The 25,220-nt window shown below is 59.9% G+C and carries 21 protein-coding genes; 10 read left to right on the forward strand and 11 right to left on the reverse strand.

Annotated features, from left to right (window positions below; genetic code table 11):
* The first annotated feature begins 16 nt into the window (after window positions 1-16).
* Window positions 17-391: a hypothetical protein gene (locus tag ACR0J1_RS00065; RefSeq protein WP_480730382.1), complete on the forward strand. Its 375-nt coding sequence runs from the start codon at window positions 17-19 to the stop codon at window positions 389-391.
* Between the two features lie 235 nt (window positions 392-626).
* Here the strand turns inward: ACR0J1_RS00065 and ACR0J1_RS00070 are convergent, their stop codons facing one another.
* Window positions 627-2,108, reverse strand: a complete 1,482-nt coding sequence (locus ACR0J1_RS00070) for a hypothetical protein (RefSeq protein WP_480734484.1) — start codon at window positions 2,106-2,108, stop codon at window positions 627-629.
* 792 nt (window positions 2,109-2,900) lie between these two features.
* Window positions 2,901-4,196: a serine hydroxymethyltransferase gene (glyA, locus tag ACR0J1_RS00075; RefSeq protein ID WP_480730378.1), complete on the reverse strand. Its 1,296-nt coding sequence runs from the start codon at window positions 4,194-4,196 to the stop codon at window positions 2,901-2,903.
* Window positions 4,197-4,364: 168 nt separating this feature from the next.
* Between glyA and ACR0J1_RS00080 the strand changes: the two genes are divergently transcribed.
* Entirely contained in the window at window positions 4,365-5,126 is a 762-nt protein-coding gene (locus ACR0J1_RS00080; protein ID WP_480730376.1) for an NAD kinase, read from the forward strand.
* Window positions 5,127-5,378: 252 nt separating this feature from the next.
* Here ACR0J1_RS00080 and ACR0J1_RS00085 read toward each other — a convergent pair whose 3' ends face one another.
* From ACR0J1_RS00085 to ACR0J1_RS00095, 3 genes are all read right to left on the reverse strand, one after another.
* Complete coding sequence (locus ACR0J1_RS00085) at window positions 5,379-6,818, reverse strand: amidase family protein (protein WP_480730375.1); 1,440 nt, start codon at window positions 6,816-6,818, stop codon at window positions 5,379-5,381.
* Between the two features lie 160 nt (window positions 6,819-6,978).
* Window positions 6,979-8,868, reverse strand: coding sequence for a propionate-CoA ligase PrpE (prpE, locus tag ACR0J1_RS00090; RefSeq protein WP_480730373.1), 1,890 nt, complete (start codon window positions 8,866-8,868; stop codon window positions 6,979-6,981).
* Window positions 8,869-9,162: 294 nt separating this feature from the next.
* The gene (locus tag ACR0J1_RS00095) at window positions 9,163-11,436 is read right to left on the reverse strand and encodes an NADP-dependent malic enzyme (RefSeq protein ID WP_480730372.1); all 2,274 of its coding nucleotides are present in this window, start codon (window positions 11,434-11,436) and stop codon (window positions 9,163-9,165) included.
* A gap of 96 nt (window positions 11,437-11,532) precedes the next feature.
* Between ACR0J1_RS00095 and ACR0J1_RS00100 the strand changes: the two genes are divergently transcribed.
* The 7 genes from ACR0J1_RS00100 (at window position 11,533) to upp (ending at window position 17,973) form a co-directional block, all read left to right on the forward strand.
* Complete coding sequence (locus tag ACR0J1_RS00100; protein ID WP_480734483.1) at window positions 11,533-12,288, forward strand: hypothetical protein; 756 nt, start codon at window positions 11,533-11,535, stop codon at window positions 12,286-12,288.
* On the forward strand, window positions 12,257-13,354 hold the full coding sequence (locus ACR0J1_RS00105) for a cupin domain-containing protein (protein WP_480730368.1): 1,098 nt from the start codon (window positions 12,257-12,259) through the stop codon (window positions 13,352-13,354). Before ACR0J1_RS00100 ends, ACR0J1_RS00105 begins: the two co-directional genes overlap by 32 nt.
* A 74-nt stretch (window positions 13,355-13,428) precedes the next feature.
* Window positions 13,429-13,845 carry a cytidine deaminase gene (locus tag ACR0J1_RS00110; RefSeq protein WP_480730366.1) on the forward strand — a complete coding sequence of 139 codons (417 nt, stop codon included), beginning with the start codon at window positions 13,429-13,431 and terminating at the stop codon, window positions 13,843-13,845.
* Window positions 13,846-15,153 carry a thymidine phosphorylase gene (locus tag ACR0J1_RS00115; RefSeq protein WP_480730364.1) on the forward strand — a complete coding sequence of 436 codons (1,308 nt, stop codon included), beginning with the start codon at window positions 13,846-13,848 and terminating at the stop codon, window positions 15,151-15,153.
* Window positions 15,150-16,361, forward strand: a complete 1,212-nt coding sequence (locus ACR0J1_RS00120) for a phosphopentomutase (protein WP_480730362.1) — start codon at window positions 15,150-15,152, stop codon at window positions 16,359-16,361. Before ACR0J1_RS00115 ends, ACR0J1_RS00120 begins: the two co-directional genes overlap by 4 nt.
* Window positions 16,358-17,344: an adenosine deaminase gene (locus tag ACR0J1_RS00125; RefSeq protein WP_480730361.1), complete on the forward strand. Its 987-nt coding sequence runs from the start codon at window positions 16,358-16,360 to the stop codon at window positions 17,342-17,344. Before ACR0J1_RS00120 ends, ACR0J1_RS00125 begins: the two co-directional genes overlap by 4 nt.
* Window positions 17,341-17,973, forward strand: a complete 633-nt coding sequence (gene upp / locus ACR0J1_RS00130; RefSeq protein ID WP_480730359.1) for a uracil phosphoribosyltransferase — start codon at window positions 17,341-17,343, stop codon at window positions 17,971-17,973. Before ACR0J1_RS00125 ends, upp begins: the two co-directional genes overlap by 4 nt.
* A gap of 3 nt (window positions 17,974-17,976) precedes the next feature.
* Here upp and ACR0J1_RS00135 read toward each other — a convergent pair whose 3' ends face one another.
* A complete protein-coding gene (locus ACR0J1_RS00135; RefSeq protein ID WP_480730357.1) occupies window positions 17,977-18,990 on the reverse strand; it encodes a hypothetical protein in 1,014 nt (337 codons plus the stop codon).
* A gap of 412 nt (window positions 18,991-19,402) precedes the next feature.
* On the opposite strand from ACR0J1_RS00135, the gene ACR0J1_RS00140 reads away from it, so the two are divergent.
* Window positions 19,403-20,098 (forward strand): Hint domain-containing protein, encoded by a 696-nt coding sequence (locus ACR0J1_RS00140; RefSeq protein ID WP_480730356.1) that lies wholly within the window; start codon window positions 19,403-19,405, stop codon window positions 20,096-20,098.
* Between the two features lie 46 nt (window positions 20,099-20,144).
* On the opposite strand, the gene ACR0J1_RS00145 is transcribed toward ACR0J1_RS00140, so the two are convergent.
* The 5 genes from ACR0J1_RS00145 to ACR0J1_RS00165 form a co-directional block, all read right to left on the reverse strand.
* Window positions 20,145-22,346 carry a 3-hydroxyacyl-CoA dehydrogenase NAD-binding domain-containing protein gene (locus ACR0J1_RS00145; RefSeq protein ID WP_480730354.1) on the reverse strand — a complete coding sequence of 734 codons (2,202 nt, stop codon included), beginning with the start codon at window positions 22,344-22,346 and terminating at the stop codon, window positions 20,145-20,147.
* Window positions 22,339-22,827, reverse strand: coding sequence for a cupin domain-containing protein (locus ACR0J1_RS00150; protein ID WP_480730353.1), 489 nt, complete (start codon window positions 22,825-22,827; stop codon window positions 22,339-22,341). The genes ACR0J1_RS00145 and ACR0J1_RS00150 overlap by 8 nt, the downstream gene beginning before the upstream one ends.
* Window positions 22,827-24,038, reverse strand: a complete 1,212-nt coding sequence (locus ACR0J1_RS00155) for an acetyl-CoA C-acetyltransferase (protein WP_480730352.1) — start codon at window positions 24,036-24,038, stop codon at window positions 22,827-22,829. The genes ACR0J1_RS00150 and ACR0J1_RS00155 overlap by 1 nt, the downstream gene beginning before the upstream one ends.
* An 11-nt stretch (window positions 24,039-24,049) precedes the next feature.
* Window positions 24,050-24,688: a glutathione S-transferase family protein gene (locus ACR0J1_RS00160; RefSeq protein WP_480730350.1), complete on the reverse strand. Its 639-nt coding sequence runs from the start codon at window positions 24,686-24,688 to the stop codon at window positions 24,050-24,052.
* Between the two features lie 276 nt (window positions 24,689-24,964).
* Complete coding sequence (locus tag ACR0J1_RS00165; RefSeq protein ID WP_480730349.1) at window positions 24,965-25,177, reverse strand: hypothetical protein; 213 nt, start codon at window positions 25,175-25,177, stop codon at window positions 24,965-24,967.
* Between the last annotated feature and the right edge of the window lie 43 nt (window positions 25,178-25,220).

Below are 25,220 nucleotides of genomic sequence, written 5' to 3' on the forward strand. Positions count from 1 at the left end.
CCGTCAGGAGGCGCAGATGACGCAGGAAATCGATATCCAGACGCAGATTTCGCAGACCATCCGGTTGCTGCGCAAAAAGCTTGGGGTGAAGGACAAAACGCTGATCGCCTCGGTCAAGCGCGCCAAGCGACGCTTGCCGCGCAAGGTCTATAAACAGGCCATGGTGCTAGCCCGTGCCGAGCAGATGGCCGAACACCCAAAGCTGCGGATGGTTCTGGATATGCCGAAGCTTGAGAAAGCGTCTGACGAGGTTCAGACCCATCTGAACGGGATCAATCTGGCCGACAGACGCTTGGGCTGGTTTCTGAGCTTTCTGGGTTCGCTGGCTTTGGGGCTGATCGCGCTGGCAGCGCTGGCGGTCGTCTTGCTGCGCTGGCGTGGTTTTATCTGAGTCCGGCTTGTCTCACCAGAAGAACGGTGCCTCATGTGGCCCAGCCTATGTTGAGAATGTTGAAACGAGAGCTCCGCAAGTTCCGTACCATCACCCCCCCGGTCTCGGGAGGTGGGCATCAGATGATTTGAGTCAGATGGCAGCTTTGAGCCCAAACTGCTCATCAGTCGATCGTGTAGCATTCTACAAGATGGGCTGAAAGCAATCCAATAGTCGGCACTCCCTGACACCAAGCCTACGGACATTGGAAGATAAACACCTGAACAGCGTTTTTTAGAAAGAAGTTCACTTTCCCGGCAGCCTGACCGTCGACTTCATGAAGCAAAGCGCATTCTTCCAAAGAGGGATACCTTTCGGCAACAATATAGCGACCCGGAACTGCAGGCTTCACGTCACCACCCGGTACAGTTTCAGGAAGGTACGTTGCATCGACCCAACTACTATCCGGATACATCTGAAGCCTTCTGTCCACGAAGACCGCTTGATCGGATGAGAAAATCTCAGTCACTACAGGAACAGTCCTATTTTCAACGTAGGACGTTCTTTCAATCACCCATTTTGCGTAAGGATAGGATGATGCCAGTATTACCACTAGAAGAAAACTAATAAAAATACCGGTTAGCTTGAAACCACGCAGCTTGTCCGGAAGCATTCGCCTATAGTCAACTGAAAGCATATCTAAGACCAGAACAAGAACAAGTACGTTAAGAAATACAAGATTAGTCATGTTCGCGAAGGGCTTTGTTGAAAAGTAGGCCAGGATAAATATCGAGGTTATGAGGAAAGCAATTGCAATAGGAGAGGCCCTAAATCTCAAAACCCAGAGGGTGAAAGCAATCAGGACAAGAGCTTGCCAGAATGAGAGCGTCCGGAGCAAAACAGCCTGTCCAAAAGGAACGCTTAAGCTCTTATTGTCGTAGTATTGGGAAGCGTACTCTATCAGATCGATGATTTCAGCAGGAGATCTCAAGGGAAGGTACAGGGCGAGCGTAAGCACGACTACCAGTGAGCCGATCATGATTGACGCCTTGAATGCTTCCCTCAAGCCGAAGCAGCCAAAAACAGCGAGAACTGGAAACATTGAAAACGCGATATAATGAAGCTTGGTTGCGGCGAGAAGCGAGAGGATGATCGCTATTGCTGAAGCGTTGATTAGTGTTATTGCGCCGCGCGACAAGAGGCGATCAGTGGTAAGAACGAGGGCAAGCAATAGAGCTACCGAGATAATCTCAGGCTGAATGGTTGCAGAAAATTTGAAGAGGAATGGTTGAAGCGCAAAACAAGCCACTATCGCAATACTAAGGACAGCATTCTGTGTTTTTTTAAGTGAAAGCGCGTAAGCAAGTACTAGCGAGATCACAAGGAATATAATCGAATTCAACCTCCCCGCATACATCAGAACTTCTGATCTGTAATGATTGTAGAAAAGCGCCGCTCTACCACCTTCTGATGCCAAGCTTGGCTGTACGTTATCGAGAAAGAAGGGGCTAAGAAAAACCTCGGTCACGAGTATACAGTAGAAAATCACTGGACCGTAAAATATTCGAAGCGGCACATCACCTGTAAATGCCAAGTCCACCCAAAGTAACACGTGCCCTTCGTCTATCGAATTATAATATGGAATATTATAAAAAGCTACAATTGATGAAAGAGCCACAAAAATCACAATGAGCATGATGATGAGCAAAAATGGCCAATGGCACAGTCTAGTCGTCACGGTTCCAATATCTCCTAGAGCTTAAAAGCTACGCGGTGAGCTTTATGCTCTCTATCTTTAAGAACAACCTTGAGTTGAGTGTGATCATATTGCGTACACTGGGTGCTTGTTGTTGCGTCGCGGGCGTTTCGCCCTAAGGGACGATGCCTTCCGACGCGGGCGGATTGTACCCAATGCTCAGCGCGTCCTGAATTTGTTGTCGTGGATGCATCCTTGCTTGAGCGGGATTTTCTCCTCCTTCAGGCTGCACTAGATTTCGCCACTCGGAAGTGCGTCGTGGATCCGGGCGTTGAAGCTTTGGCCGCAACAGTGTTTCCAGGGTGCCTCTGATTTTTCGTAAGCTGTCTTGGCTGCAACCGCCGCTGTTTATTCCCGCACCTTCTGAGCGATCAACCCCGTGCCATTGTCGAACCTGATGTAGCCTAGCGTGCCGCGCAGGAGGATCAGATTCGTCAACGCATCAAGACATATCTGTCGAGTTGAGTTTGCTATTCACACGAACCACGAGCGTCCCACTTCTATGCCCAATCTCCCGTCTCGTAAACAGCATAATGTCACGATTCTAGGGGGCTAGAAGAGGATTGGTAGGCAAAGGGCCCGAAGCAATCATTGGCCAGTGGATACACAATGGCGGTAAAGCACCGCCAGCGCTCTGCTGGATCGGTTTGTCCCGCATCGTGGTCATTGATCCGCCTGTCAGAAAAACAAGACGCCTCTCAAAGAACTCCTCGGACGAAACCCTTCGATGAAACCCGCAACCAAAGCCGCGGGTTTCTATCTCAGCGTTTTGGCTCAGAGGTTTGGATACAGCGGGAAGCGGGCGCAAAGGGCGGCGACTTCGGCCTTCACCTTCGCCTCGACCTCAGCGTTGCCGTCTTCACCATTGGCGGCCAGACCGTCCACAACCTCGATGATCCAATCCGCGATCTGGCGGAATTCGGCCTCGCCAAAGCCACGGGTGGTTCCGGCGGGCGAACCCAGACGGATGCCGCTGGTGATGGTCGGCTTTTCCGGATCAAACGGAACGCCGTTCTTGTTGCAGGTGATATGGGCGCGGCCCAAGGCCTTCTCGGTCGCGTTGCCCTTGACGCCCTTGGGACGCAGGTCAACCAGAACCACATGGGTGTCGGTGCCGTGGGTCACGGTGTCCAGACCACCTTTGATCAGCTGATCCGACAGCGCCTGCGCGTTGATCACGACCTGCTTGATATAATCCTTGAACGCGGGCTGCAGCGCCTCGCCAAAGGCCACGGCCTTACCAGCGATCACATGCATCAGCGGGCCGCCCTGAATGCCGGGGAAAATGGCCGAGTTCACCTTCTTGGCGATATCTTCGTCGTTGGTCAGGATCATGCCGCCGCGCGGACCACGCAGGGTCTTGTGCGTGGTGGTGGTGGCCACATGCGCGTGCGGGAAGGGCGAGGGGTGTTCGCCTGCCGCAACCAGACCGGCGAAGTGCGCCATGTCGACATGCAGGTAGGCCCCAACCATGTCAGCGATTTCACGCATACGCGCGAAATCGATCTGACGCGGGATGGCGGAACCACCTGCGATGATCAGCTTGGGGTTATGCTCTTTCGCCAGCGCCTCAACCTGATCATAGTCCAGCATGTTATCCTGCTGGCGCACACCGTATTGCACCGCGTTGAACCACTTGCCCGACTGGTTCGGACGCGCGCCGTGGGTCAGGTGGCCACCGGCGTCGAGGCTCATGCCCAGAATGGTGTCGCCGGGCTGGATCAGTGCCTGGAACACGCCTTGGTTCGCCTGAGAGCCCGAGTTCGGCTGCACATTGGCAAAGCCACAGCCAAACAGCTCTTTCGCGCGGTCGATGGCCAGATTTTCGGCGATGTCGACGAACTGGCAACCGCCATAGTAGCGGCGACCCGGATAGCCCTCGGCATATTTGTTGGTCATGACCGAGCCCTGCGCTTCCATCACGGCGGCAGAGACGATGTTCTCGGACGCGATCAGCTCGATCTCGTCGCGCTGACGGCCCAGCTCGGATGTGATCGAGCCAAACAGCTCGGGGTCACGATCAGCAAGGGACTGGGTGAAGAAACCGGTGTCACGAAGGTTGGCGTTCATGTGCGCTCCGCATGGCTGGGGTGTATCTGGTGGATTTCCTATCGGAAACCGATTGCCGGAGAAAGGCTGTAAAGCGACGAATTGGCCCGCTGCGGCGTCAACTCTGGTCTAACGTGGAAAGGTGTGTTTGTTTCGGAACCAAATGTGCAACACCGGAAACCGCATCAGATGACCAAGAGAATCGCTTTTCTGGCCAGCCACGCCCAGGTGGCGCAAACCGCGCGGGATGCTCTGGTGGCCCGTTATGGAAATGTGGCGCCGCGCGACGCCGAGGTGGTGGTCGCACTGGGCGGTGACGGTTTCATGCTGCATACGCTGCAGGGGGTTCAACATCTCGGCACGCCGGTTTACGGGATGAACCGTGGAACGATCGGTTTTTTGATGAACGAGTATTCGGAAACCGACCTGATGACGCGGCTGGCTGAGGCCGAGGAAGAGGTGATCAACCCCCTCAGCATGACCGCGATGGATCAGTCGGGCCAACAGCACACAGCACTGGCCATCAACGAGGTATCGCTGCTGCGCGCTGGCCCGCAGGCCGCGCGCCTCAGGATCAGCATTGACGGACGGGTCCGCATGGCCGAACTGGTCTGCGATGGCGCGCTGCTGTCCACCCCAGCGGGGTCGACGGCCTATAACTACTCCGCGCATGGCCCGATTGTGCCCATCGGCGCGGATGTTCTAGCACTGACGCCGATCGCTGCCTTCCGCCCCCGCCGCTGGCGTGGGGCGCTGTTGCCGAAGATGGCCCAGGTCAGGTTCGAGGTGATTGAGCCCGACAAGCGCCCCGTCATCGTCGCGGCCGATTCCGTATCCTTTCCCGGCGTCGACTGGGTCGAGATCAGGTCGGAACCCAGCGTACAGCACCGCATTTTGTTCGACCCCGGTCACGGCTTGGAAGAAAGGCTGATCTCCGAACAGTTCACGTAAACGTGAGTATCTCGAGAGAATTCCCCTCATTTGTGTGAACCAGTTCACAGGAGCGCGCGCAACCATTTGTTAACTTCAAATAGCCCGGAGAACACGCCCAGGTGGAAGTGAGTGGCCATCTAACGGTGTTTTCGAATGATTGCGCAGTTTGTGCGCTGGCGAGGGTGGGTGGTGCTACGCTCGTCATCAAATATCCGGGCATATTTTAGTATGCGGACCCCGGGCACAAAACCCCGGGGTCTATTTTTGCACCTATGTGCCTGATGCCATCTTATCCCACAGGATCGGAGCCATCTGGCCGACCCGTTCCTCAATCGCTGCGGCAGCATCGACCGCCATATCTTCACGCCAGCGCCGGGCGGTGATCTGGATGTTGATCGGCTGCGGACCGTTTGGCAGATCAGTCAGCCGCGCCGGAACACTGGCGGCAGGTAGCCCGAGGAAATTCATCGCATAGGAATAGACCGCACAGCCCAGCACCTCGTGCACACCTTCTGGCCCTTCGGTATCGCGGTCCGGCTTGAAGAACGGCTGCGGCAGGAAAGGGGACAGGACCAGCGGGTATTCCTGCAGGAACAGCGACCATTCGCGGGCATAATGGCTGCGTTGCGCCAGCGCTTGAATCAATTCGTGACCGGTGATTGGCGGGAACTCCTGAAAATATACCTCAAAGATATCCTGTATTGTCTGCGAACCAGCCGCCTCGATATCATCTTTCATCATCGTCAGCACTTCGCCCATCAGCGCGCGATAGCCCAGCCGCCCGCATTCGAACACATCCGGCGGGTCAATCTCGGTCACCAGATAACCGGCATCGGCCAAAGCCTCCCGCGCCGCATCCAGCGCCTTGTCCACATCAGGATGCAGGTCGTATCCAAACGTATTTTTTGTAAACGCCACCTTGATGGGGCCGTCCAACGTCGCCCCGCGCCATGGCATCGGAACGTGAAACGGATCGCGCGGATCAGCCGCGACCAGGGATGGCATCGACAGATGCAGATCGGCGGTCGACCGGGTGATCAGCCCCTGAACCGACATCGACTGCGCCAGCAATCCCCGCTCGACCTTCTGACTCGGGTTCCACGCCGGCACACGCCCCAACCCCGGCTTGACCGTGACCGCGCCGTTGGCTGCTGCCGGAAACCTCAGACTGCCGCCGATGTCATTGCCGTGAGCTAACGCACCGATCCCGGCCATGACAGCAGCCCCAGCCCCACCGGATGATCCGCCCGGCGAGATATGACGCCCCCAGGGGTTATGCGTCCGCCCATAGAGGATATTGTCCGTATCGGCCCGAAACGAGAACTCGGGCGTGTTCGTGCGCCCGATCACAACGGCACCCGCCTGTTGCAGGTTCGAAACCACCGGCGCGTCATCGGGCGCAATCGCGTCCTGCAGCGCAACAACACCATTGGTGGTCGCATGATCCTTTTGGTCTACATTGACCTTGATCGTGACCGGCACCCCATGCAATGGCCCTATCTCAACGCCGTCCGCGCGCGCCGAATCCAGCGCCCGGGCTCGCTCCAACGCCTCCACGCTCAGGTCCTCGACAATCGCATTCAGAGCCGGGTTCACCTGACCCATCCGATCCAGCGCAGCCTGAACAGCGTCCTCCGCGCTCAGATCGCCCGCGCGAGTCCGCGCGGCCAGTTCTGTCGCACTCAGCCGCCAGATATCCTTGTCCGTCATGTTGATCCTCCCCGCATCAACCTGCGGCGGACAAACCCCAATGACAAGGCCCGCAAACCGGGGATCCTTCATCTGGCCATAAATATCCCGGAGCGCGAGGCAGAGCCTCGCACAGGCGCGTCAGCGCAGGTCGGGCGCGCCGCCAGGCGCACAGCATACTTTACTGGGCGTACCCGATCGTACGCAGTGCCGAGGTGATCTCGTCCAGAATGGCCGGATCGTCGATCGTGGCAGGCATCTTGTATTCCTTGCCATCGGCAATCGACACCATCGTTCCGCGCAGAATCTTACCCGACCGCGTCTTGGGCAACCGATCCACCACAACCGCCTTCTTGAACGCGGCAACGGGGCCGATCTTATCGCGAACCATCTTGACCACATCGGTCACGACATCGTCGTGGTTGCGGTCCGAACCCGCATTAAGGCACAGGAACCCGACCGGCATCTGCCCCTTCAACTGATCCGATACGCCGATCACGGCGCATTCGGCGACATCGGGATGGGCGGCCAGAACTTCTTCCATCCCACCGGTCGACAGACGGTGGCCCGCGACGTTGATCACGTCATCGGTGCGGGCCATGATGTAGAGGTACCCGTCCTCATCGATCATCCCCGCGTCGCCGGTCTCGTAGTAACCGGGGAAATGATCCAGATAAGATTTCCTGAACCGGGCTTCTGCGTTCCAAAGGGTCGGCAAGGTACCCGGGGGCAGCGGCAGCTTGATGGCAATCGCGCCTAACTCTCCAGCTTTGACCTCGTGGCCGCCTTCATCGAGGATGTGCACCTCATAGCCCGGCATCGGTTTCGCGGGCGAGCCCAGCTTGATCGGAAGTTCTTCGATCCCCAGCGGATTTCCGGCGATGGCCCAGCCGGTCTCGGTCTGCCACCAGTGGTCGATCACCGGCACCTTCAGCGCGTCCTGCATCCAGGTGATCGTGTCGGGATCGGCGCGTTCGCCTGCAAGAAACACGGCATTAAGGCCGGACAGGTCGTATTTTGCCAGCAACTCACCCTTGGGATCCTCGCGCTTGACCGCCCGGATGGCGGTGGGCGCGGTGAAGAAGCTTTTGACCTTATGCTCGGAAATCACCCGCCAGAAGGTGCCGGCGTCGGGGGTGCCGACGGGCTTGCCCTCGAACACGATGGTGGTGTTGCCGTGGATCAGAGGGGCGTAGCAGATATAGGAATGCCCCACGACCCAGCCCACATCCGAGGCCGCCCAGAACACATCGCCCGGGTCGGTGTCATAGACGTTTTTCATCGTCCAGTTTAGCGCCACCAGATGACCCGCAGTTGGGCGCACCACACCCTTGGGCGCGCCAGTGGTGCCCGAGGTGTAAAGGATATAGGCCGGATCGTTGCCGTCGACCGGCACACAATCTGCAGGTTCGGTGCCGTACTGGAAACCGTGCCAGTTGACGTCACGCCCTTCGACCAGTTTCGCGACCTCCTGCTCACGCTGGAAGATGACACAGAATTCGGGCTTGTGGTTGGCCAGGTCGATGGCCCCGTCGAGCAGGGGTTTATAGTGCACGACCCGGCCCGGTTCCATCCCGCAGGACGCGGCAATGATCGCCTTGGGCTTGGCGTCGTCGATGCGCACCGCCAACTCGTTGCTGGCAAAGCCGCCGAACACGACAGAATGCACCGCGCCCAGACGGGCGCAGGCCAGCATCGCCTCGAGCGCCTCGGGGATCATTGGCATGTAGATGATGACGCGATCGCCCTTCTCAATGCCTTTGGCCCGCAGCGCGCCAGCCAGATTGGCAACCCGGTTGCGCAGCTCAACATATGAGATTTCGCGTTTTGTATGCGTGATCGGGCTGTCATAGATGATCGCGGTCTGCTCACCACGGCCGTTTTCGACATGGCGGTCAACCGCGTTCCAGCAGGTGTTCACCTTGGCGTCGCGATACCACTCATAAAGCGGGGCATTGTCGTCAAATAGAGCCCTGGTCGGAGGTTTGATCCAGTCAATTCCTTTCGCCGCCGCCATCCAGAAAGCCTCGGGGTCCGATTTCCAGCTTTCGTAAACGTCCTGATACGCCATTGCGGCCTCCTCCTGAAATTCCCTTGGCAGTTTGTTAGGCATCTCAGGGGCACCGGACAAGCAATGCGAATGACGGCGCGTCAGTTTATCGCAAAATCTTTGCAGAATGTTGCGATCTGGGGTGCAAATTTTTGCAAATACCCCGTGTTGGCTGGCATTTGCAGCGCAAAACCCCGTGTTCTGCAAAACTGCAAACTTTCACTGAGACTGGTGACACTTGCGCAGAGAATCAAACCGGGCACCCGAATGGATGCCCGGTCATGTCGTTCGGTGGCTGTGCTCTGATGGCAGGACCTATCCGTAGTGCGCGACCGGAGTCCCGGCGATTGCGGCCATGTTCAGAAGGCCCCGCGCGGTAATGGATGGGGTCACGATATGGGCCTTGTTTCCCATGCCCATCAGGATAGGCCCGACCTCCAATCCGCTGGCTTTCATCTTCAGCACGTTGCGCACGCCGCTGGCCGCATCGGCATGGGCGAAGATCAGAACGTTCGCCGCACCCTGCAGGCGCGAGTTGGGGAAGATGCGCGCCCGCAGTTCCGGGTCCAATGCCACATCCAGATTCATCTCGCCTTCATAGATGAAGTCGCGGGGCTCGGAATTGAGGATGTCCAATGCTGCCCGCAGCCGCTTGCCAGAGCCTTCGGCCTGATTGCCGAACTGCGATTGCGAACAGAACGCGATCTTCGGCTCAAGCCCGAACCGCCGCACGTGGCGGGCCGCCCCGATGGTGGCCTCGGCCAGCTCCGCGGGCGTTGGAAGCTGGCGTACATGAGTGTCAGCAATGAACAGGGGGCCGTCTTCAAGGATCATCAGCGAAAGCGCACCGTGCGGACGCAGATCACCATCGTCCAGAACCTGTTCGATATAGTTGAGATGCCAGCGATATTCGCCAAAGGTGCCGCATATCATACTGTCGGCTTCGCCGCGATGCACCATGATGGCGGCAATCGCCGTGGTGTTGGTGCGCATGATAGCCTTGGCCAGATCGGGCGTCACACCACGGCGTTCCATGAGTTGGTGATAGGAATTCCAATAATCGTAGTATCGCGGGTCGTTATGCGGGTTGACGATTTGAAAGTCCTGACCGGGCCGCACCACCAGCCCCAGCCGTTCGCAGCGCTTTTCGATCACGTCCGGCCGCCCGATCAGGATCGGCGTCTCGGTTGTCTCTTCCAGAATGGCCTGGGCCGCTCGCAGGACACGTTCGTCTTCACCCTCGGCAAAGACGATCCGGCGCGAGGCGGCAGCGGCGGCCTCGAACACGGGCCGCATCAGCAGCGCGGATTTGAACACGGTCTGCTTCAGGCGTTCCCGATAGGCTTCAAGATCGTCGATCGGGTGTTTGGCAACACCGCTTTCCATCGCGGCCTTTGCCACTGCCGAGGACACCACGCCCACAAGGCGGGGGTCGAACGGTTTCGGGATCAGGTAGTCGGGACCAAAGGTCAGCTGCTCGCCTTTATAAGCTGCGGCGGCTTCGGCGCTGGTTGTGGCCCGGGCCATTTCGGCAATGCCGTCGACGCAGGCGATCTGCATGGCATCGTTGATCTCGGTCGCACCGGCGTCCAGCGCGCCCCGGAAGATGAAGGGAAAACACAGAACGTTGTTCACCTGATTGGGGAAATCGCTGCGGCCTGTCGCGATGATTGCGTCCGGTGCAACCTCGCGCGCGGCCTGCGGCAGGATTTCGGGCGTGGGGTTGGCCAGCGCAAAGATGATCGGACGGCTGGCCATCTTCTCAACCATTTCCGGCTTGAGCACATTTGGCCCGCTAAGCCCCAGGAACAGATCGGCCCCGCCGATCACATCGTCCAGCGTGCGCAGGTCGCTTTTCTGCGCGAACTGATCCTTGTGCGGGTTCATATCCTCGGCGCGGCCTTCGTAGACCAGCCCGTGAATGTCGCACAGCCAGATATTCTCGCGCTTGACGCCCAGCTTGACCAACATGCTGAGGCAGGCGATGCCCGCCGCGCCGCCACCGGTCGAGACGATCTTGATATCCTCGAATTTCTTGCCCGCCACATGCAGCGCGTTCTTGGCGGCGGCACCGACGACGATGGCGGTGCCGTGCTGGTCGTCGTGGAAGACGGGGATGTTCATCCGCTCGCGGCAGATCTTCTCGACGATGAAACAGTCGGGTGCCTTGATATCTTCGAGGTTGATCGCGCCGAAGGTAGGTTCCAGCGCGCAGACGATCTCGGCCAGCTTTTCTGGGTCGGGCTGGTCGACCTCGATGTCGAAACAGTCAATGTTCGCGAATTTCTTGAACAAGACCGCCTTGCCTTCCATCACCGGCTTCGAGGCAAGGGCCCCGATATTGCCGAGCCCCAGAACTGCGGTGCCGTTCGAGACGACCGCCACCAGATTTCCGCGCGATGTGTAAAGTCCGGCATTGGCCGGGTCGGCCTTGATTTCAAGGCTGGCCTCTGCCACGCCCGGAGAGTAGGCGCGGGCCAGATCCCGGCCATTGGCCATGGGCTTGGTGGCTTTGATCTCGAGCTTTCCGGGCTTGGGATGGGCGTGATATTCAAGGGCGGCCTGCCGCAGGCTGGGTGTGTCAGACATCGGCGATTCAACTCCGTTTCAGAATTTGTTTGATCGTTAAACCATTTCTTGCGGCTTGGCTACGCTGCGTCAGTTTTGGCTTCACGGACACGTAAGTTGAATTCTGTCACAAAACTTCTACATTGCGAAAATTCTCAAAAAACGAGCAACCAAAGGCGGCAAGGCCCGAGCATGAGCTATAAAGATGATTCTCAAGCGCAACCGGTCTCAGCTGGTTCAGGCCCGTTGATTGCTCGGGTGGGGCTGGGTTTGGCCGTCTTGCTGTTATGTGCAGTGGCGGTCTGGCCCCAGCAGGCATCGGCTTTCAATCAGGAAGGGGGCCTGATCGAAACGCTTTCGGCTGCCGCACTGTTTGCCGCAGGGCTGGCAGCACTCGTCCGCTATCGCGGGGTTACACGCCTATATATCGGCGTTGTCTGTCTGCTGCTGGCGGAACGAGAGCTGGAGGCAGACATTTATGCCGAGGGCAGCTTGCCATTCATGTTGTTGAGCAGTCTGGATACCCTGCTGGATATGACGGTGGTCAGGATTGTTCTGGCGATTGTCGTGATCGGAGGCGCCGTCTGGCATGGTATCCCCAACGGCTGGCGCGCGTTCAGACAGCGGGCTCCGTTCATGTTGATCTTTCTGCTGGCTGGTACCGTTGCGGTGATTGCGCAGCTTCTTGAAGAAGTCAGTGGCTTTTTCGACGCCAGCCTCTCGGCCACGATGGCGACGCGGTTGTTTGTTCTGGAAGAAACGCTCGAGATGTACTTTTCGGTTGGTATTTTGACTGCCGTTCTGATCGGATGGCCGAAAACGAAGACCGAAGAGATGCCAAATGACCCAAACCGAAAGCCAGACCCGCGCTGAGATTCGCCTGCCGACACAGGAACTGCGCGACGATATCCCGTTTTACACCAAGGTTCTGGGGATGCGGATGGACATGATCTATCCCGCCGACGACCCTCGGGTCGGGGTGTTTTCAGGGCATGGATTGCGGCTGCGGATCGAAAAGGACGCGCCCGAGGCCGCAGGGACCTTGCGCATTCTGACCGAGGATCCGGATGAGTTTGCCGATGGTCAGCGCAGCCTGGTTGCGCCGAATGGCACCCGGGTTGAGATTGAGGAGTTGAACCCGCCGATGGTGATGCCCGAGACGGTGCATTCCTATGTGGTGCGCCGCCTCAAGGATCAGGCCCCGTGGATCATCGGGCGGGCGGGAATGCATTATCGCGATCTGGTGCCGGATCGGCTGGGTGGCTCGATCATTGCCAGCCATATCCGCATTCCCGATGGTGGCCCGGTGCCGGATATGGTGCATTTCCACAAGGTCGGGTTTCAGCTGATCTTCTGCATTCATGGCTGGGTCGATGTGGTTTATGAGGACCAAGGCGACAAGATGCGCCTGACCGCCGGGGATTGCTTCATCCAGCCACCCGAAATCCGCCACCGGGTGCTGGAGGCCTCGGACAATGTGCAGGTGATCGAGATCGGAGTGCCCGCTGAGCATGTGACCGAGATCGACCACCAGATGGAACTGCCCACGCCGCATTATCGCCCGGATCGCGAATGGCAGGGGCAACGGTTTGTTTACAATCAGGCCAAGGATGCTGCGTGGGTGCCCTTCCGCCTGCCGGGATACATCTGCCGCGATACGACGATTGCCGAGAACACCAAAGGTGTCGCCGGGGTGCAGGTTGTGCGCCGGGGGCAGGGCGACCCGGAATGGGCCAGCCATGATACGGATATCCACTTTACGTTCGTCATGAACGGTGAGGTGACGTTGGAAGGCGAAGGGCGCGATCCCTTCCGGTTGGAACAGGGCGATGCATTCGTCATTCCGCCGGGTATGCGGACCCGGTTGTCCGATCCATCTGATGACATCGAATTGCTTGAGGTCACGTTGCCCGGCACCTTCAACACCACGCTGGGTTAGAAGCTTGTGGATAACCGCCGTGCGGGGGTTCAAATCCCCCGGCGATTTCCTGTAGGGTGCGGTATTCTGACCAAGTGATCAAAAATCGGGAATCGCCCATGTCTCTGAAAGATGCCGCGCGCGCCGTTCGGGAAAACGCCCATGCGCCTTATTCCAATTTCAAGGTTGGGGCCGCTGTCCGGTCAGGCTCGGGCCAGATGTATGTCGGGTGCAATGTCGAGAACGTAGCTTATCCCGAAGGCACCTGCGCCGAGGCCGGGGCCATCGCCGCCATGGTCGCCGCTGGTGAGACGGAATTGACCGAGGTCTATGTGGTCGCCAGCAGCTCGCAGCCGGTGCCGCCTTGTGGTGGTTGCCGTCAGAAACTGGCCGAATTCGGCAAAGGCGATGTTGTGGTCACGATGGCAACCGTCGACGGTGTTGAGACCCGCACGACTATTGCTGATCTTCTGCCCGGCGCCTTTGGAGCTGCGCATATGGAAGGCAACTGAATGGACGCTCGCTCGATCATTGCCAAGCTGCGCCGGTCCGAGGTGCCCTCGGGCGAGGAACTGCACTGGTTCGCGCAAGGCCTTGCGGATGGGGGCGTCAGCGATGCACAGGCGGGGGCTTTTGCCATGGCCGTCTGCATGGGCGGGCTGGGCGCGCAGGGGCGGGCCGATCTGACCCGTGCCATGCGCGACAGTGGCGAGGTGCTGCACTGGGATCTGGACGGCCCGGTGATCGACAAGCATTCCACCGGCGGCGTCGGGGATTGCGTCAGCCTTGTGCTGGCCCCGGCGCTGGCGGAATGCGGGGCCTATGTGCCGATGATCTCGGGGCGCGGGCTGGGTCATACCGGAGGCACTTTGGACAAGCTTGAGGCTATTCCCGGCGTGACAACCCAGATCGGTCAAAGCCGTCTCGCGCAGGTTCTGAAAGACACGGGGGCCGCGATTGTGGGCGCCACGGGCCAGATCGCGCCAGCAGATAAACGGCTCTATGCGATACGCGACGTGACGGCGACAGTGGAAAGCCTCGATCTGATCACGGCGTCCATCTTGTCCAAGAAACTGGCCGCCAGCCCCGATGCGCTGGTGCTGGACGTCAAGGTGGGCAGCGGTGCGTTCATGAAAACGCTCGAAGATGCGCGCAGGCTGGCCCAGGCACTGACTGAGACGGCCAATGCGGCGGGGTGCAAGACCTCGGCCGTGATAACCGATATGAACCAACCGCTGGCCCCGGCGCTGGGCAACGCACTGGAAGTGGCCGAGGTGATGCAGGTCATGACCAGCGGACAGGATTCGCCCTTGGCCCATATCTCTGCCGAACTGGGCGGCGTGTTGATGGCAGATGCGGGGATGTGCGCCTCGGTCGAAGAGGGCACGGCGCAGATCGCTGAGGTGATCCGCGATGGCCGTGCCGCTGAACGGTTTGGCCGGATGATGGCCGCTGTCGGAGGCCCGGTACATTTCGTCGACACATGGGCGCGGTTCCTGCCCGAGGCCAACGTGATTCAGGAAGTACCTGCACCACACGATGGTTATATCTCGGCCATTGATGGTGAGGCGCTGGGCCTTGCCGTGGTTGCGCTGGGCGGCGGGCGTCAGGTTGAAAGTGATGAGATTGACCCGGCGGTCGGATTGTCTGGCATCTTACGGTTGGGCGAGAAGGTCCAGAAAGGCGCACCGCTGGCCGTGGTCCATGCCGCACGCGAAGACGCAGCGCGGCAGGCGTCGCAGGCGGTGCTGAATGCCGTGACGATCAGCGATACGCCCGTGGACCGACCGCCGCATGTTCATGAAAGGATCAGCGCATGAGCCGCGCTTTCCTTGTGGTGATGGACTCGGTCGGCATCGGGGGCGCACCGGATGCCGATCAGTTCTTCAACGGCACCGCACAGGATACCGGCGCGAACACAGTGGCCCACATCGCGCAGGCCTGCGCCGAGGGGCGCGCCGAGGACGGGCGTTCGGGCCCCTTGCATCTGCCCAATCTCGATGCGCTGGGTCTGGGGGCTGCGGTGCGGCTGGCCTCGGGCGTGGAAGCGCCGGGGTTGAGCGCCACGCCAGCGGGGCTCTGGGGTTGTGCGCGGGAGTATTCGCCGGGCAAGGATACACCGTCGGGCCATTGGGAACTGGCGGGTTTGCCAGTGCCGTGGGATTGGCACTATTTCCCGGATACCAAGCCCGCATTTCCCGATGATCTCAGCCGGGCCGCTGCCGAGGCTGCAGGAACCGACGGAATCCTCGGCAATTGCCACGCATCGGGCACGGCCATCATCGCCGACCTCGGCGCCGAGCATATGCGTACCGGCTGGCCGATCTGCTATACCTCTGCCGACAGCGTGTTCCAGATCGCCGCGCATGAGGAGCGCTTTGGCCTCGACCGGTTGTTGGATATGTGCCGAACGCTTGCGCCGCAATTGCATGAGATGAAAGTGGGTCGCGTGATTGCACGGCCCTTCGTGGGATCGGCAGAAGATGGGTTCACCCGCACCACCAACCGCAAGGATTTCGCCATCCTGCCGCCCGCGCCGGTGCTGACGAACTGGGCGCAGGACGCTGGCCATCGCGTTCATGCGGTGGGCAAGATCGGCGACATCTTCTCGATGCAGGGGATCGATACGCTGCGCAAAGGTTCGGATGCAGACCTGATGCGGCACCTGTCTGATCTGGTGGATGAGGCCGAAGAGGGCAGCCTGACCTTCGCCAATTTCGTCGAGTTCGATAGCCTCTATGGTCACCGCCGCGATATCAGCGGCTATGCCCGTGCTCTGGAGTGGTTCGACCGCGAGATCGGGGTGATCCTGCAAAATCTGCGCCCCGGAGACCTGCTGCTGCTGACCGCAGATCACGGCAATGACCCCAGTTGGACCGGGACCGATCACACGCGCGAACAGGTGCCGGTGCTGGTGGCCGGGCACGGCGCGGGCGAGATCGGCCAGATCAATTTTGCCGATGTCGCGGCCAGCATCGCACACCATCTGAACATCCCGGCGCAAGGACCGGGACGGAGCTTTCTATGACCGTTGCCGACCTGCCCAAGATCGAATTGCACCTACATCACGAAGGCGCAGCCCCGCCCGCTTTCATCCGCCAGTTGGCGCATGAAAAGAAGGTGGATCTCAGCGGGATTTTCAAGCCCGATGGCTCCTACGACTTCCGCGACTTCGCTCATTTCCTCAGCGTATATGAGGCCGCCTGCGAGGTGCTGACGTCGCCCGAAGATTTCCGCCGTTTGACGCTGGCGATCCTCGAAGAAAGCGCTGCGAATGGCGTGGTTTATTCCGAGACCTTCCTCAGCCCCGACTTCTGCGGCGGTGGCGATCTGCACGCATGGCGCGATTATCTGACCGCCATTCAGGACGCCGCGGACGAGGCCGAGCGCAAGTTCAACATCACCCTGCGCGGGGTCGTGACCTGCGTGCGCCACTTCGGCCCGGAACAGGCCAAGCGCAGCGCCTTTTGCGCCGCTGAGACAGTTGGCGACTGGATCACAGGCTTTGGCATGGGCGGCAATGAAGGCGTCCATACGCAAGGCGATTTCGCTTGGGCTTTCGATTGCGCCCGAGAGGCCGGGTTGCGGCTGACCACCCATGCCGGAGAATTTGGCGGGCCCGACAGCGTGCGGGACGCCATTCGTGATCTGGGGGTTGAACGGGTTGGCCATGGCGTGCGCGCCTACGAAGACCCGGACCTGATCCGCGAACTGGTCGACCGGGATGTAACGCTTGAGGTCTGTCCGGGCTCGAACGTCGTGCTGGGTCTGTTTCCCGATTTCGCTGCCCATCCGATTGCCAAGCTGCGCGACGCGGGCGTAAAGGTCACGGTCTCAACCGATGACCCGCCATTTTTCCACACCACAATGCGCCGCGAATATGAGATGTTGGCCGCAGCCTTCGGCTGGGAGGCCGAAGACTTCGCCGAATTGAACCAGACTGCTTTGAATGCGGCATTCTGTGATGAAGACACCCGCGCGCGGGTCAAGAAAAGACTGGAGAACTCATGAGCGAACACCTGACCGTCGTCGACCACCCGTTGGTGCAACACAAACTGACGCTCATGCGCGATAAGGGTACGTCGACCGCCAGCTTTCGGCAGTTGCTGCGCGAGATCACGCTGTTGCTGGCCTATGAGGTCACGCGCGAGATGCCGCTGACCACACGCCATATCGAAACCCCGATGGAAGAGATGGACGCACCCATTCTGGCGGGCAAGAAACTGGCGCTGGTGTCGATCCTGCGGGCCGGCAACGGGATGTTGGACGGGGTGCTGGAACTGATCCCCTCGGCGCGCGTGGGTTTTGTCGGCCTTTACCGCGATGAAGAGACGCTGGAGCCGGTGCAGTATTACTTCAAGGCCCCCGAAGGGCTGAAGGATCGGCTGGTCATTGCCGTTGATCCGATGCTGGCCACGGGCAACAGCTCGGCCGCTGCGATTGATCTGCTGAAACAGGCCGGGGCGACAGATATCCGGTTCCTGTGCCTGCTGGCCTCACCCGAAGGCGTTGCGCGGATGAAAGAGGCGCATCCGGATGTGCATATCGTCACGGCGGCGCTGGACCGTGAGCTGAACTCGAAGGGTTACATCATGCCCGGGCTCGGCGATGCCGGAGACCGGATGTTCGGCACCAAATAGGCGCTATTGCCCGCAGATATTCTGCAGCCGGACCCAGTCGCGGTCCGGCAGGACCTGTTCCAGAGTACGCCCCGCCATCGGGTCGGCCTCGATCAGGCCCAGAACGGTCTCGCCAGTGATATCGCGGGCATAGGCGTATGGCGTCGAGGGCAGGGCGGTCTGTGCGAACATCGCCAGCAGGTCACTATCGGCGATTGCGGGGCGGCGTTGGGACAGTACCTCTTCGGTATAGGCATCCACAATGTCCGGCGTCAGTTCGCCGGTGGTCAGCAGGCGGAAGGCGGCGGTGGGGCCGGTCCGATCCAGCAGATCATCAAGCGGATCGCGCTGCACTGCGCGTGCCCGTGCCGCGATCACATAACCTGCCGCGACGGCGGGGTCCTCGTGGTCCTCGACCAACGCCCGGTTCAGCAGGACCGTGCCGCCCGGCAGGCTTAGGCTGTCGGGCAAACCAGCGGGCAGGATCACGATCTGCCGCACGCCCGTCCTGCGCGCCAGCCGGTCCAGCGAGTCCTGTGCATCCGTCGAGGTGCAGGCCTTGCCCGACACCCGCTCGATCCGGTGCAAGATCGTATCGCCGATCTCCTGCCGCTTGATCTCGGGGACGACGGCGACGACATGGCGTTGCAATGCACTGGGCAGCCACAGCAGCAGCAGGACGACAACAGCCACGGCAACTCCGGCGACGCTAAGCCAGCGCAGACGCCCGGGATGTGGACGCGCCCGGTCGATGGCGCGTTGCAGGCGGTCTATGGCCTCGATCATCGTGGTCTCGGTTTCGGGCAGTTCCAGTGTCTCGCCCGGATCGCCATCGGGGTTGAAGATCGCCGGATACGCGCCGGGGTTTTGCCGTTCTAGAGCGGCGAGAGACCAATGTGTCAGCGCCCGGTCGTTGAAATCCGAGATGGTCAGCGTGGCCTCGCCAATAGAGACGACGACCTCGCGCCGCTGCTCGTCGGGCGTGGCGCGCCACAGACCGGTGGCTTCGATCCGCTGGTACTGTTTGAGTGCGGTCATCGGGTAAGGCTGCTCGAATATTGTTTTGCGGCAAGCTTAACATGCTGAATTCCGGCGGCGCAAACCTCTAACCTGTTCGGGGAGGTCAAATTTAGCGCCGACCGTTCGTCGCGGCGCGGGCTGCAGGGATTCGCTGCGGGTCTGTTAATGAAATTGATGGTGATCGTTTCCACAGAGCGGTCAAAGCTGGCTTGGAATGTCGGTTTGTTTGCGAGTTGAGTGCCAAATGCGGCGAAATTGGCCTGATTTGGCCTCAAATGTGGCGAAACTAAGTCCCTGTAAGGCACAACAGTTGGACCCTTCTGTTTGTTTGAAGGTGCCAAAAGGGGGACGGCACGTGTTGGAAGTAGTGAGTGTTTCGGGGTATTCGAAACGTGAAGACAGAGGCCAAGAGGCCTTTTCGGGGAAATCTATGTCAGCGCGCCGCGGTGGTTTGCTGCATGGAACCAAGGTTGCAACCACCGGCGGCTGGAAGCCGGTTGAAACGCTGGTTGCGGGTGATCTGGTGCGGACGCTGGATCATGGATTTCAGGAAGTGCGGCGCGTCTGCGTCGACCGCATCGTGGTGCCCGGGGACGAGCGGCGGGCCGAGCATCTGCCGGTGCTTGTCCCGTCGCGCGCGGCCTATAACGGGCGGCCCGTCTGGCTGATGCCTGAACAGGGCATGGCGCTTGATCAGGGCAAGCTGGGGCTGGGGGTCAAGGGGATCTCGATCGTGCCCGCGCGGATGCTCAGCGGGGTGGGGCGGCTGCAGTCACAGACACCGGCGCAGACCTTTGATGTGACCGCGCTGTTCTTCGATCAGGACGAGGTTGTTTTTATCGAAGGCGGGTTTCAGGCCTATTGCCCCGCGGGTCGGATGGTGGCGGCGCTGGGGCCGGAAAGCGCCTATCAGGTTGCGGATGCCGAGGACGCGGACTTGTTGATCGAAGCGGTTGCAATCAAAGGCGATATTTCACCCTTTGCCAACCCGTTGGGGGCGTTGCCTGCGCCTATTCCGCAGGAACCCATCTTTCCGATCCGCCCCCCGTCGGGGATACGTCGACCGGGGCGACCGGGGCGTCCGAACGCACCGGCCCTGTTTCTGCGGCCTGAATGGATGGCCTGACTTTTTGGGTACAGGCGCATGGTGTCATGCGCCTGTATCAAGTTGTTTACGCGGCCTGCGCTTCGGGATTGAAGCGGCCATAGAAGCTCTGACCTTTCTCGGCCATCTCTCGCAGGAGCGGCGGGCAGGCGAAACGCTCACCATAGGCCTCGGCCAGTTGATCACACCGCTCGGCAGCGTAGGGCGTGCCGATGATGTCCAGCCAGCTGAGCGGGCCACCGGACCACGGCGCAAAGCCCCAGCCAAGAATGGCGCCCACGTCGCCTTCGCGGATGTCTTCCAGAACACCTTCCTCCAGCGCTCGGACTGCTTCGAGAACCTGTGCGAACATCAGACGTTCTTGCACTTCGATCAGATCGGGTTGCTGGGCGGCTAGCGGATACTTGTCTTGCAGGCCTTTCCAGTATTCGACGCGCTTGCCCTTGTCGTCATAGTCGAAGAAGCCCGCATTGGCCTTGCGGCCTAGACGGCCCTGTTCCTCCATCCAGAAGATCAGATCGTCCGACGGGCTTTCGGGATAGGCATCGCCCATCGCCGCCTTGGTTGCGCGTGCAATCTTGGCACCCAGATCAATCGAGGTTTCGTCGGTCAGCTGGATCGGTCCCACCGGGAAGCCCAGCTGACGCGCGGCGTTGTCGATCAGGATGGGGCTGACGCCCTCGGTGATCATGCGCGCACCTTCGTTGATGTAGGGGATGATGCAGCGGTTGGCGTAGAAGAAGCGCGCATCGTTGACCACGATCGGTGTCTTCCGGATCTGGCGCGAGTAGTCCAGCGCCTTAGCGACGGCGCGATCACCGGTTTCCTTGCCCTTGATGATCTCGACCAGGAACATCTTTTCAACGGGTGAGAAGAAGTGGATGCCGATGAACTGTTCGGGCCGCACGCTGGCTTTGGCCAGATCGGTGATCGGCAGGGTCGAGGTGTTCGAGGCAAAGATGCAATCTTCGGGGATGATAGCCTCGACCTTTTTAGTCATCTCGGCTTTGACGCTGGGGTCTTCGAACACCGCCTCGATGATCAGGTCGCAGCTTTTCAGGTGCTCCAGATCAGGGGTGGCGGTGATTTGCGCCAACAGGGCCTCTTTTTTCTCAGGCGTGGCTTTGCCGCGCTTGATGCCTTTGTCCATGTAAGCCTCGGAATAGGCCTTGCCCTTGTCGGCGGCTTCCTGATCGCGGTCGATCAGAACAACCTCCATCCCGGCCTGCGCCGAGACCAGAGCGATACCCGCCCCCATCATGCCCGCGCCCAGAACGCCGATCTTCTTGACCCGCTGATCAGGCACATCCTTGGGCCGCACCGCGCCTTTCTCCAACGCTTCCTTGTTCAGGAACAGCGACCGGATCATGGCGGACGAGGAGGGGTTCATCAGGACATTGGTGAACCACCGCGCCTCGATCCGCAGAGCGGTGTCGAAATCGACCAGCGCGCCTTCGTAGATCGCGCTCAGCAGCGCCTTGGCCGCCGGGAACGCGCCTTGGGTCTTGCCGTTCACCATCGCGCTGGCCCCGACAAAGGTCATGAACCCTGCTGGGTGATAAGGCGCGCCGCCGGGCATCTTGTAGCCCTTGGCGTCCCAAGGCTTGACCAGATCGGCGTCTTTCGCGTTCAGAACCCACTCTTTCGCCGCCGCAACCGGATCATCTGCCACGTCGTCGATCAGCTGCGCACCCTTGGCTTTCTTCGGGTCCATCATCTTGCCTTCCAGCAGCACCGGAGCCGCCGCCATCGCGCCTACCATACGGCTATAGCGCATGGTGCCGCCGCCGCCGGGAAAGATACCGACCATGATTTCCGGCAGGCCGATCTTGGATTTCGGATTGGTGGTCATGACGCGGTGATGGCAGGCCAAGGCGATCTCGGTCCCGATCCCCGCACAAGTGCCGTTGATGGCGCAGGCCACCGGCTTGCCGCCCTTCTTGGTCTTCGGGTCCATCCCCGCCAGTTCCAGCTTGCGCAGGATATGATGGCCGCCCATGACGAAATCGAACAACGCCTGCGCTGGTTCATCGCCTGCTTCCTGGCGAATTGTCGCCAGCGTGTTCAGATCCATGCCGCCCGCAAAGGACCCTTCTTTGCCGCTGGTGATCACGATGCCCTTGACCTCGTCATCTTCCAGCGCCTGATCGATCAACTGGCTGACCAGTTGAAACGCCTCGCGGGTCAGGACGTTCATGGATTTGCCCTGCGCGTCCCAAGTGATGAAGGCGACGCCGTCTGCGTCTTTGCTGAGGGTGAAATCAGTCATTGTCATCTCCAATCTGGTCAGCCGTCAGCGGGCTGCCATCCTTGCGGGTGAAGGCGAAACCCTCGGGGTCGAACTTCACCATCATGTCTATGTCGCTGTAATAGCCGGTCTCGGTCGGGGTCCGGGTGCCCACCACAAGGAATGTCGCGGGCGCATCGGTTCTGTTCACAAGGTGATGGCCGTTGGCCTCACCGGCCGGCCATGCGGCGCAATCGCCGGGTAGCATCTGATGTTCACCATCATCGTCGATCAGGGTGCATTCACCGCTGAGCATGATGGCGAACTCATCCTGCTCCATGTGGTAATGACGCAGCGAGGACAGGCCGTTTGGCTCCAGCCGCACGATGTTGACCCCGAACTGGGTCAGGCCGTTGGCGTCACCCAAGGGTTGCACGTATCGGTCGTCGCCTGCGCGCGCCAGTTTGCCGGGATAACCGGACCCGTTTCGGAACGGGATTTTGGACAGATCAATCTTCGGCATCAGACACGCTCAATAATAGTCGCCGCACCCATTCCGGACGCGATGCAGAGGGTGGCGAGGCCTGTTTCCTTGTCCTGACGCTCCAGCTCATCCAGCAGGGTGCCGATGATCATCGCCCCGGTTGCGCCCAGCGGGTGGCCCATCGCGATCGAGCCGCCGTTGACGTTCACTAGTGCAGGATCAACATCAAACGCCTGCTGGAACCGCAGCACGACCGAGGCGAAGGCTTCGTTCACCTCGAACAGGTCCAGATCGCTGATCTTCATGCCATTGTCAGCGAGGATTTTCTCGGTCACCGGAACCGGACCCGTCAACATGATCGTCGGGTCGGTGCCGATCTTGGCGGTCGCCTTGATGCGGGCGCGCGGCTTCAGGCCGTATTTCTCACCGAATTCCTTGTTGCCGATCAACACAGCCGCAGCACCATCCACAATGCCCGAGCTGTTGCCTGCGTGGTGGATATGGTTGATCCGCTCAAGATGGGGGTATTTCAGCAGCGCCACCTTGTCGAAACCGGGCATCTGCTCACCCATCATCGCGAAGGATGGGTTCAAAGCGCCCAGCGACTGCATGTCGGTACCCGGGCGCATGTATTCATCGCGGTCCAGAATGGTTAGGCCGTTCTGATCCTTGATCGAGATCACCGATTTCTCGAACCGATTGTCTTCCCAGGCCGCCGCAGCGCGTTTCTGGGACTCAACGGCCAGCGCGTCAGCATCATCGCGGCTGAACCCGTATTCGGTGGCAATAATGTCGGCCGAGATACCCTGCGGCACAAAATAGGTCTCCATCGCCAGCGTCGGGTCAACCGCAATCGCGGCACCGTCGCTGCCCATGGCCACGCGGCCCATCATCTCAACACCGCCTGCGATGTAAGCTTCGCCGGCGCCGCCCCTGACTTGGTTCGCGGCGAGGTTCACAGCTTCCATGCCCGAGGCGCAAAACCGGTTGATCGCCAGACCGGGGATCGACTGATCCAGATCCGAGGCCAAAACGGCCGAGCGCGCCAGACAGCCGCCTTGCTCCATCACCTGCGTGACGTTGCCCCAGATCACGTCCTCAACAGCGTGACCTTCCAGATTGTTACGCTCTTTCATTGCGTTCAGTGTCAGGGCGGACAGGCGCACCGAGGTCACCTCGTGCAGGCTGCCATCCTTGCGACCCTTGCCACGCGGTGTGCGCAGGGCGTCGTAGATATAGGCTTCGGTCATGGGTCTTCTCCTCAAGCTCGATCCGACGGGTTGCCGGGCATCAGGTCATAGGGGTGTTTCCAGCCGGGCTGTTCGCTGAGCCGCGTCAGCCAGGCGTCGATATGGGGCCATTCGGTGCGGTCGAAACCGAAGGGTTCGGGATAATACAGATAGCCGCAGCAACTGATGTCGGCATTTGTCACGCCGTCGCCAACGATCCAATCGCGGCCCCCAAGGTGGTTGTTCAGAACGGCATAGGCAGCCTTCAGGCGACCCTGGTTGAAGGCGATGACATCAGCATTGCGGTGTTCTTCAGGCAGGAAGTTGCACAGAAATCGCGTCATTCCGGCCACCGAGCTGAGCTTATGATTGTCCCACAAGACCCAGCGGAAGATTTCATAGTTTTCATCGCGGTCCTTGCCGCCAAACTTACCGGATTTCTCGGTGACATAGGCCTGAATCGCGCCCGATTGGCTGGTGCGGAAGTCGCCGTCAATCAGAACGGGCGCTTCACCCATCTCGTTCACGTCGGCCCGATACTCGGGCGTGCGTGTTGCGCCGTTGAAGAAGTCGACAAAGACCGGCTCCCAATCCAGCCCCGACATCTCAAGCGCCAGCGCGGCTTTGTAGGAGTTTCCGCTTTCTCCGAAACAATGCAATTTGATGGTCATGCGAACGCCCCTCCCGTGGCGCGTGTGGTTAGGCCGGATTTGAGTATTTATCAAAAGATGGAGTTGCTTTCGTAACGTTCAATTGACGACCTTCTGTCTTGATAGTCTTGCTGTACAGGCTGGAGAGCCGATGACCGCAAAAGGTGAAGTCGTCCCTGTCCTGATGGCGAGTGCGCCCGGTGGCGGGACGTATCCCATCTTCATCTTTTCAAAAATACTCCCGCCGGAGGCATCCGCGCATGAAGCCCGCGATACCGGTTGATTTGCGTTCAACGTTCACCTCTTGCGCGCCTCAAGTTCGGAATTGAAGATGCGCAGACGGTGGGTCAGGTTCTCTTGGTTGATCACACTGTTGAAGTTCTCGAACAGAAACGACAGCGCCTCGCCTTCATCCAACCCGGCCTCGCGGGCGAACACCCGCAATTTGCGATAGCCGTCCTCGGTCATGGCGGCGGGGAACCTGCGGGTCAGGCGAAAGCGTTTTGGCATTGTGCCTCCTTCGGAATTGGGCTCGGGTTGCGACGCCCGAGCC

The organism is Ruegeria sp. CJ3, assembly GCF_056536725.1.

Bases quoted from the DNA above. Each gene is read 5' to 3' on its own strand.
- ACR0J1_RS00065 (WP_480730382.1), top strand. From the start codon at position 17: ATGACGCAGGAAATCGATATCCAGACGCAGATTTCGCAGACCATCCGG.
- glyA (WP_480730378.1), bottom strand. From the start codon at position 4,196: ATGAACGCCAACCTTCGTGACACCGGTTTCTTCACCCAGTCCCTTGCT.
- ACR0J1_RS00080 (WP_480730376.1), top strand. From the start codon at position 4,365: ATGACCAAGAGAATCGCTTTTCTGGCCAGCCACGCCCAGGTGGCGCAA.
- ACR0J1_RS00085 (WP_480730375.1), bottom strand. From the start codon at position 6,818: ATGACGGACAAGGATATCTGGCGGCTGAGTGCGACAGAACTGGCCGCG.
- prpE (WP_480730373.1), bottom strand. From the start codon at position 8,868: ATGGCGTATCAGGACGTTTACGAAAGCTGGAAATCGGACCCCGAGGCT.
- ACR0J1_RS00095 (WP_480730372.1), bottom strand. From the start codon at position 11,436: ATGTCTGACACACCCAGCCTGCGGCAGGCCGCCCTTGAATATCACGCC.
- ACR0J1_RS00105 (WP_480730368.1), top strand. From the start codon at position 12,257: ATGACCCAAACCGAAAGCCAGACCCGCGCTGAGATTCGCCTGCCGACA.
- ACR0J1_RS00115 (WP_480730364.1), top strand. From the start codon at position 13,846: ATGGACGCTCGCTCGATCATTGCCAAGCTGCGCCGGTCCGAGGTGCCC.
- ACR0J1_RS00120 (WP_480730362.1), top strand. From the start codon at position 15,150: ATGAGCCGCGCTTTCCTTGTGGTGATGGACTCGGTCGGCATCGGGGGC.
- ACR0J1_RS00125 (WP_480730361.1), top strand. From the start codon at position 16,358: ATGACCGTTGCCGACCTGCCCAAGATCGAATTGCACCTACATCACGAA.
- upp (WP_480730359.1), top strand. From the start codon at position 17,341: ATGAGCGAACACCTGACCGTCGTCGACCACCCGTTGGTGCAACACAAA.
- ACR0J1_RS00135 (WP_480730357.1), bottom strand. From the start codon at position 18,990: ATGACCGCACTCAAACAGTACCAGCGGATCGAAGCCACCGGTCTGTGG.
- ACR0J1_RS00140 (WP_480730356.1), top strand. From the start codon at position 19,403: ATGTCAGCGCGCCGCGGTGGTTTGCTGCATGGAACCAAGGTTGCAACC.
- ACR0J1_RS00145 (WP_480730354.1), bottom strand. From the start codon at position 22,346: ATGACTGATTTCACCCTCAGCAAAGACGCAGACGGCGTCGCCTTCATC.
- ACR0J1_RS00150 (WP_480730353.1), bottom strand. From the start codon at position 22,827: ATGCCGAAGATTGATCTGTCCAAAATCCCGTTCCGAAACGGGTCCGGT.
- ACR0J1_RS00155 (WP_480730352.1), bottom strand. From the start codon at position 24,038: ATGACCGAAGCCTATATCTACGACGCCCTGCGCACACCGCGTGGCAAG.
- ACR0J1_RS00160 (WP_480730350.1), bottom strand. From the start codon at position 24,688: ATGACCATCAAATTGCATTGTTTCGGAGAAAGCGGAAACTCCTACAAA.
- ACR0J1_RS00165 (WP_480730349.1), bottom strand. From the start codon at position 25,177: ATGCCAAAACGCTTTCGCCTGACCCGCAGGTTCCCCGCCGCCATGACC.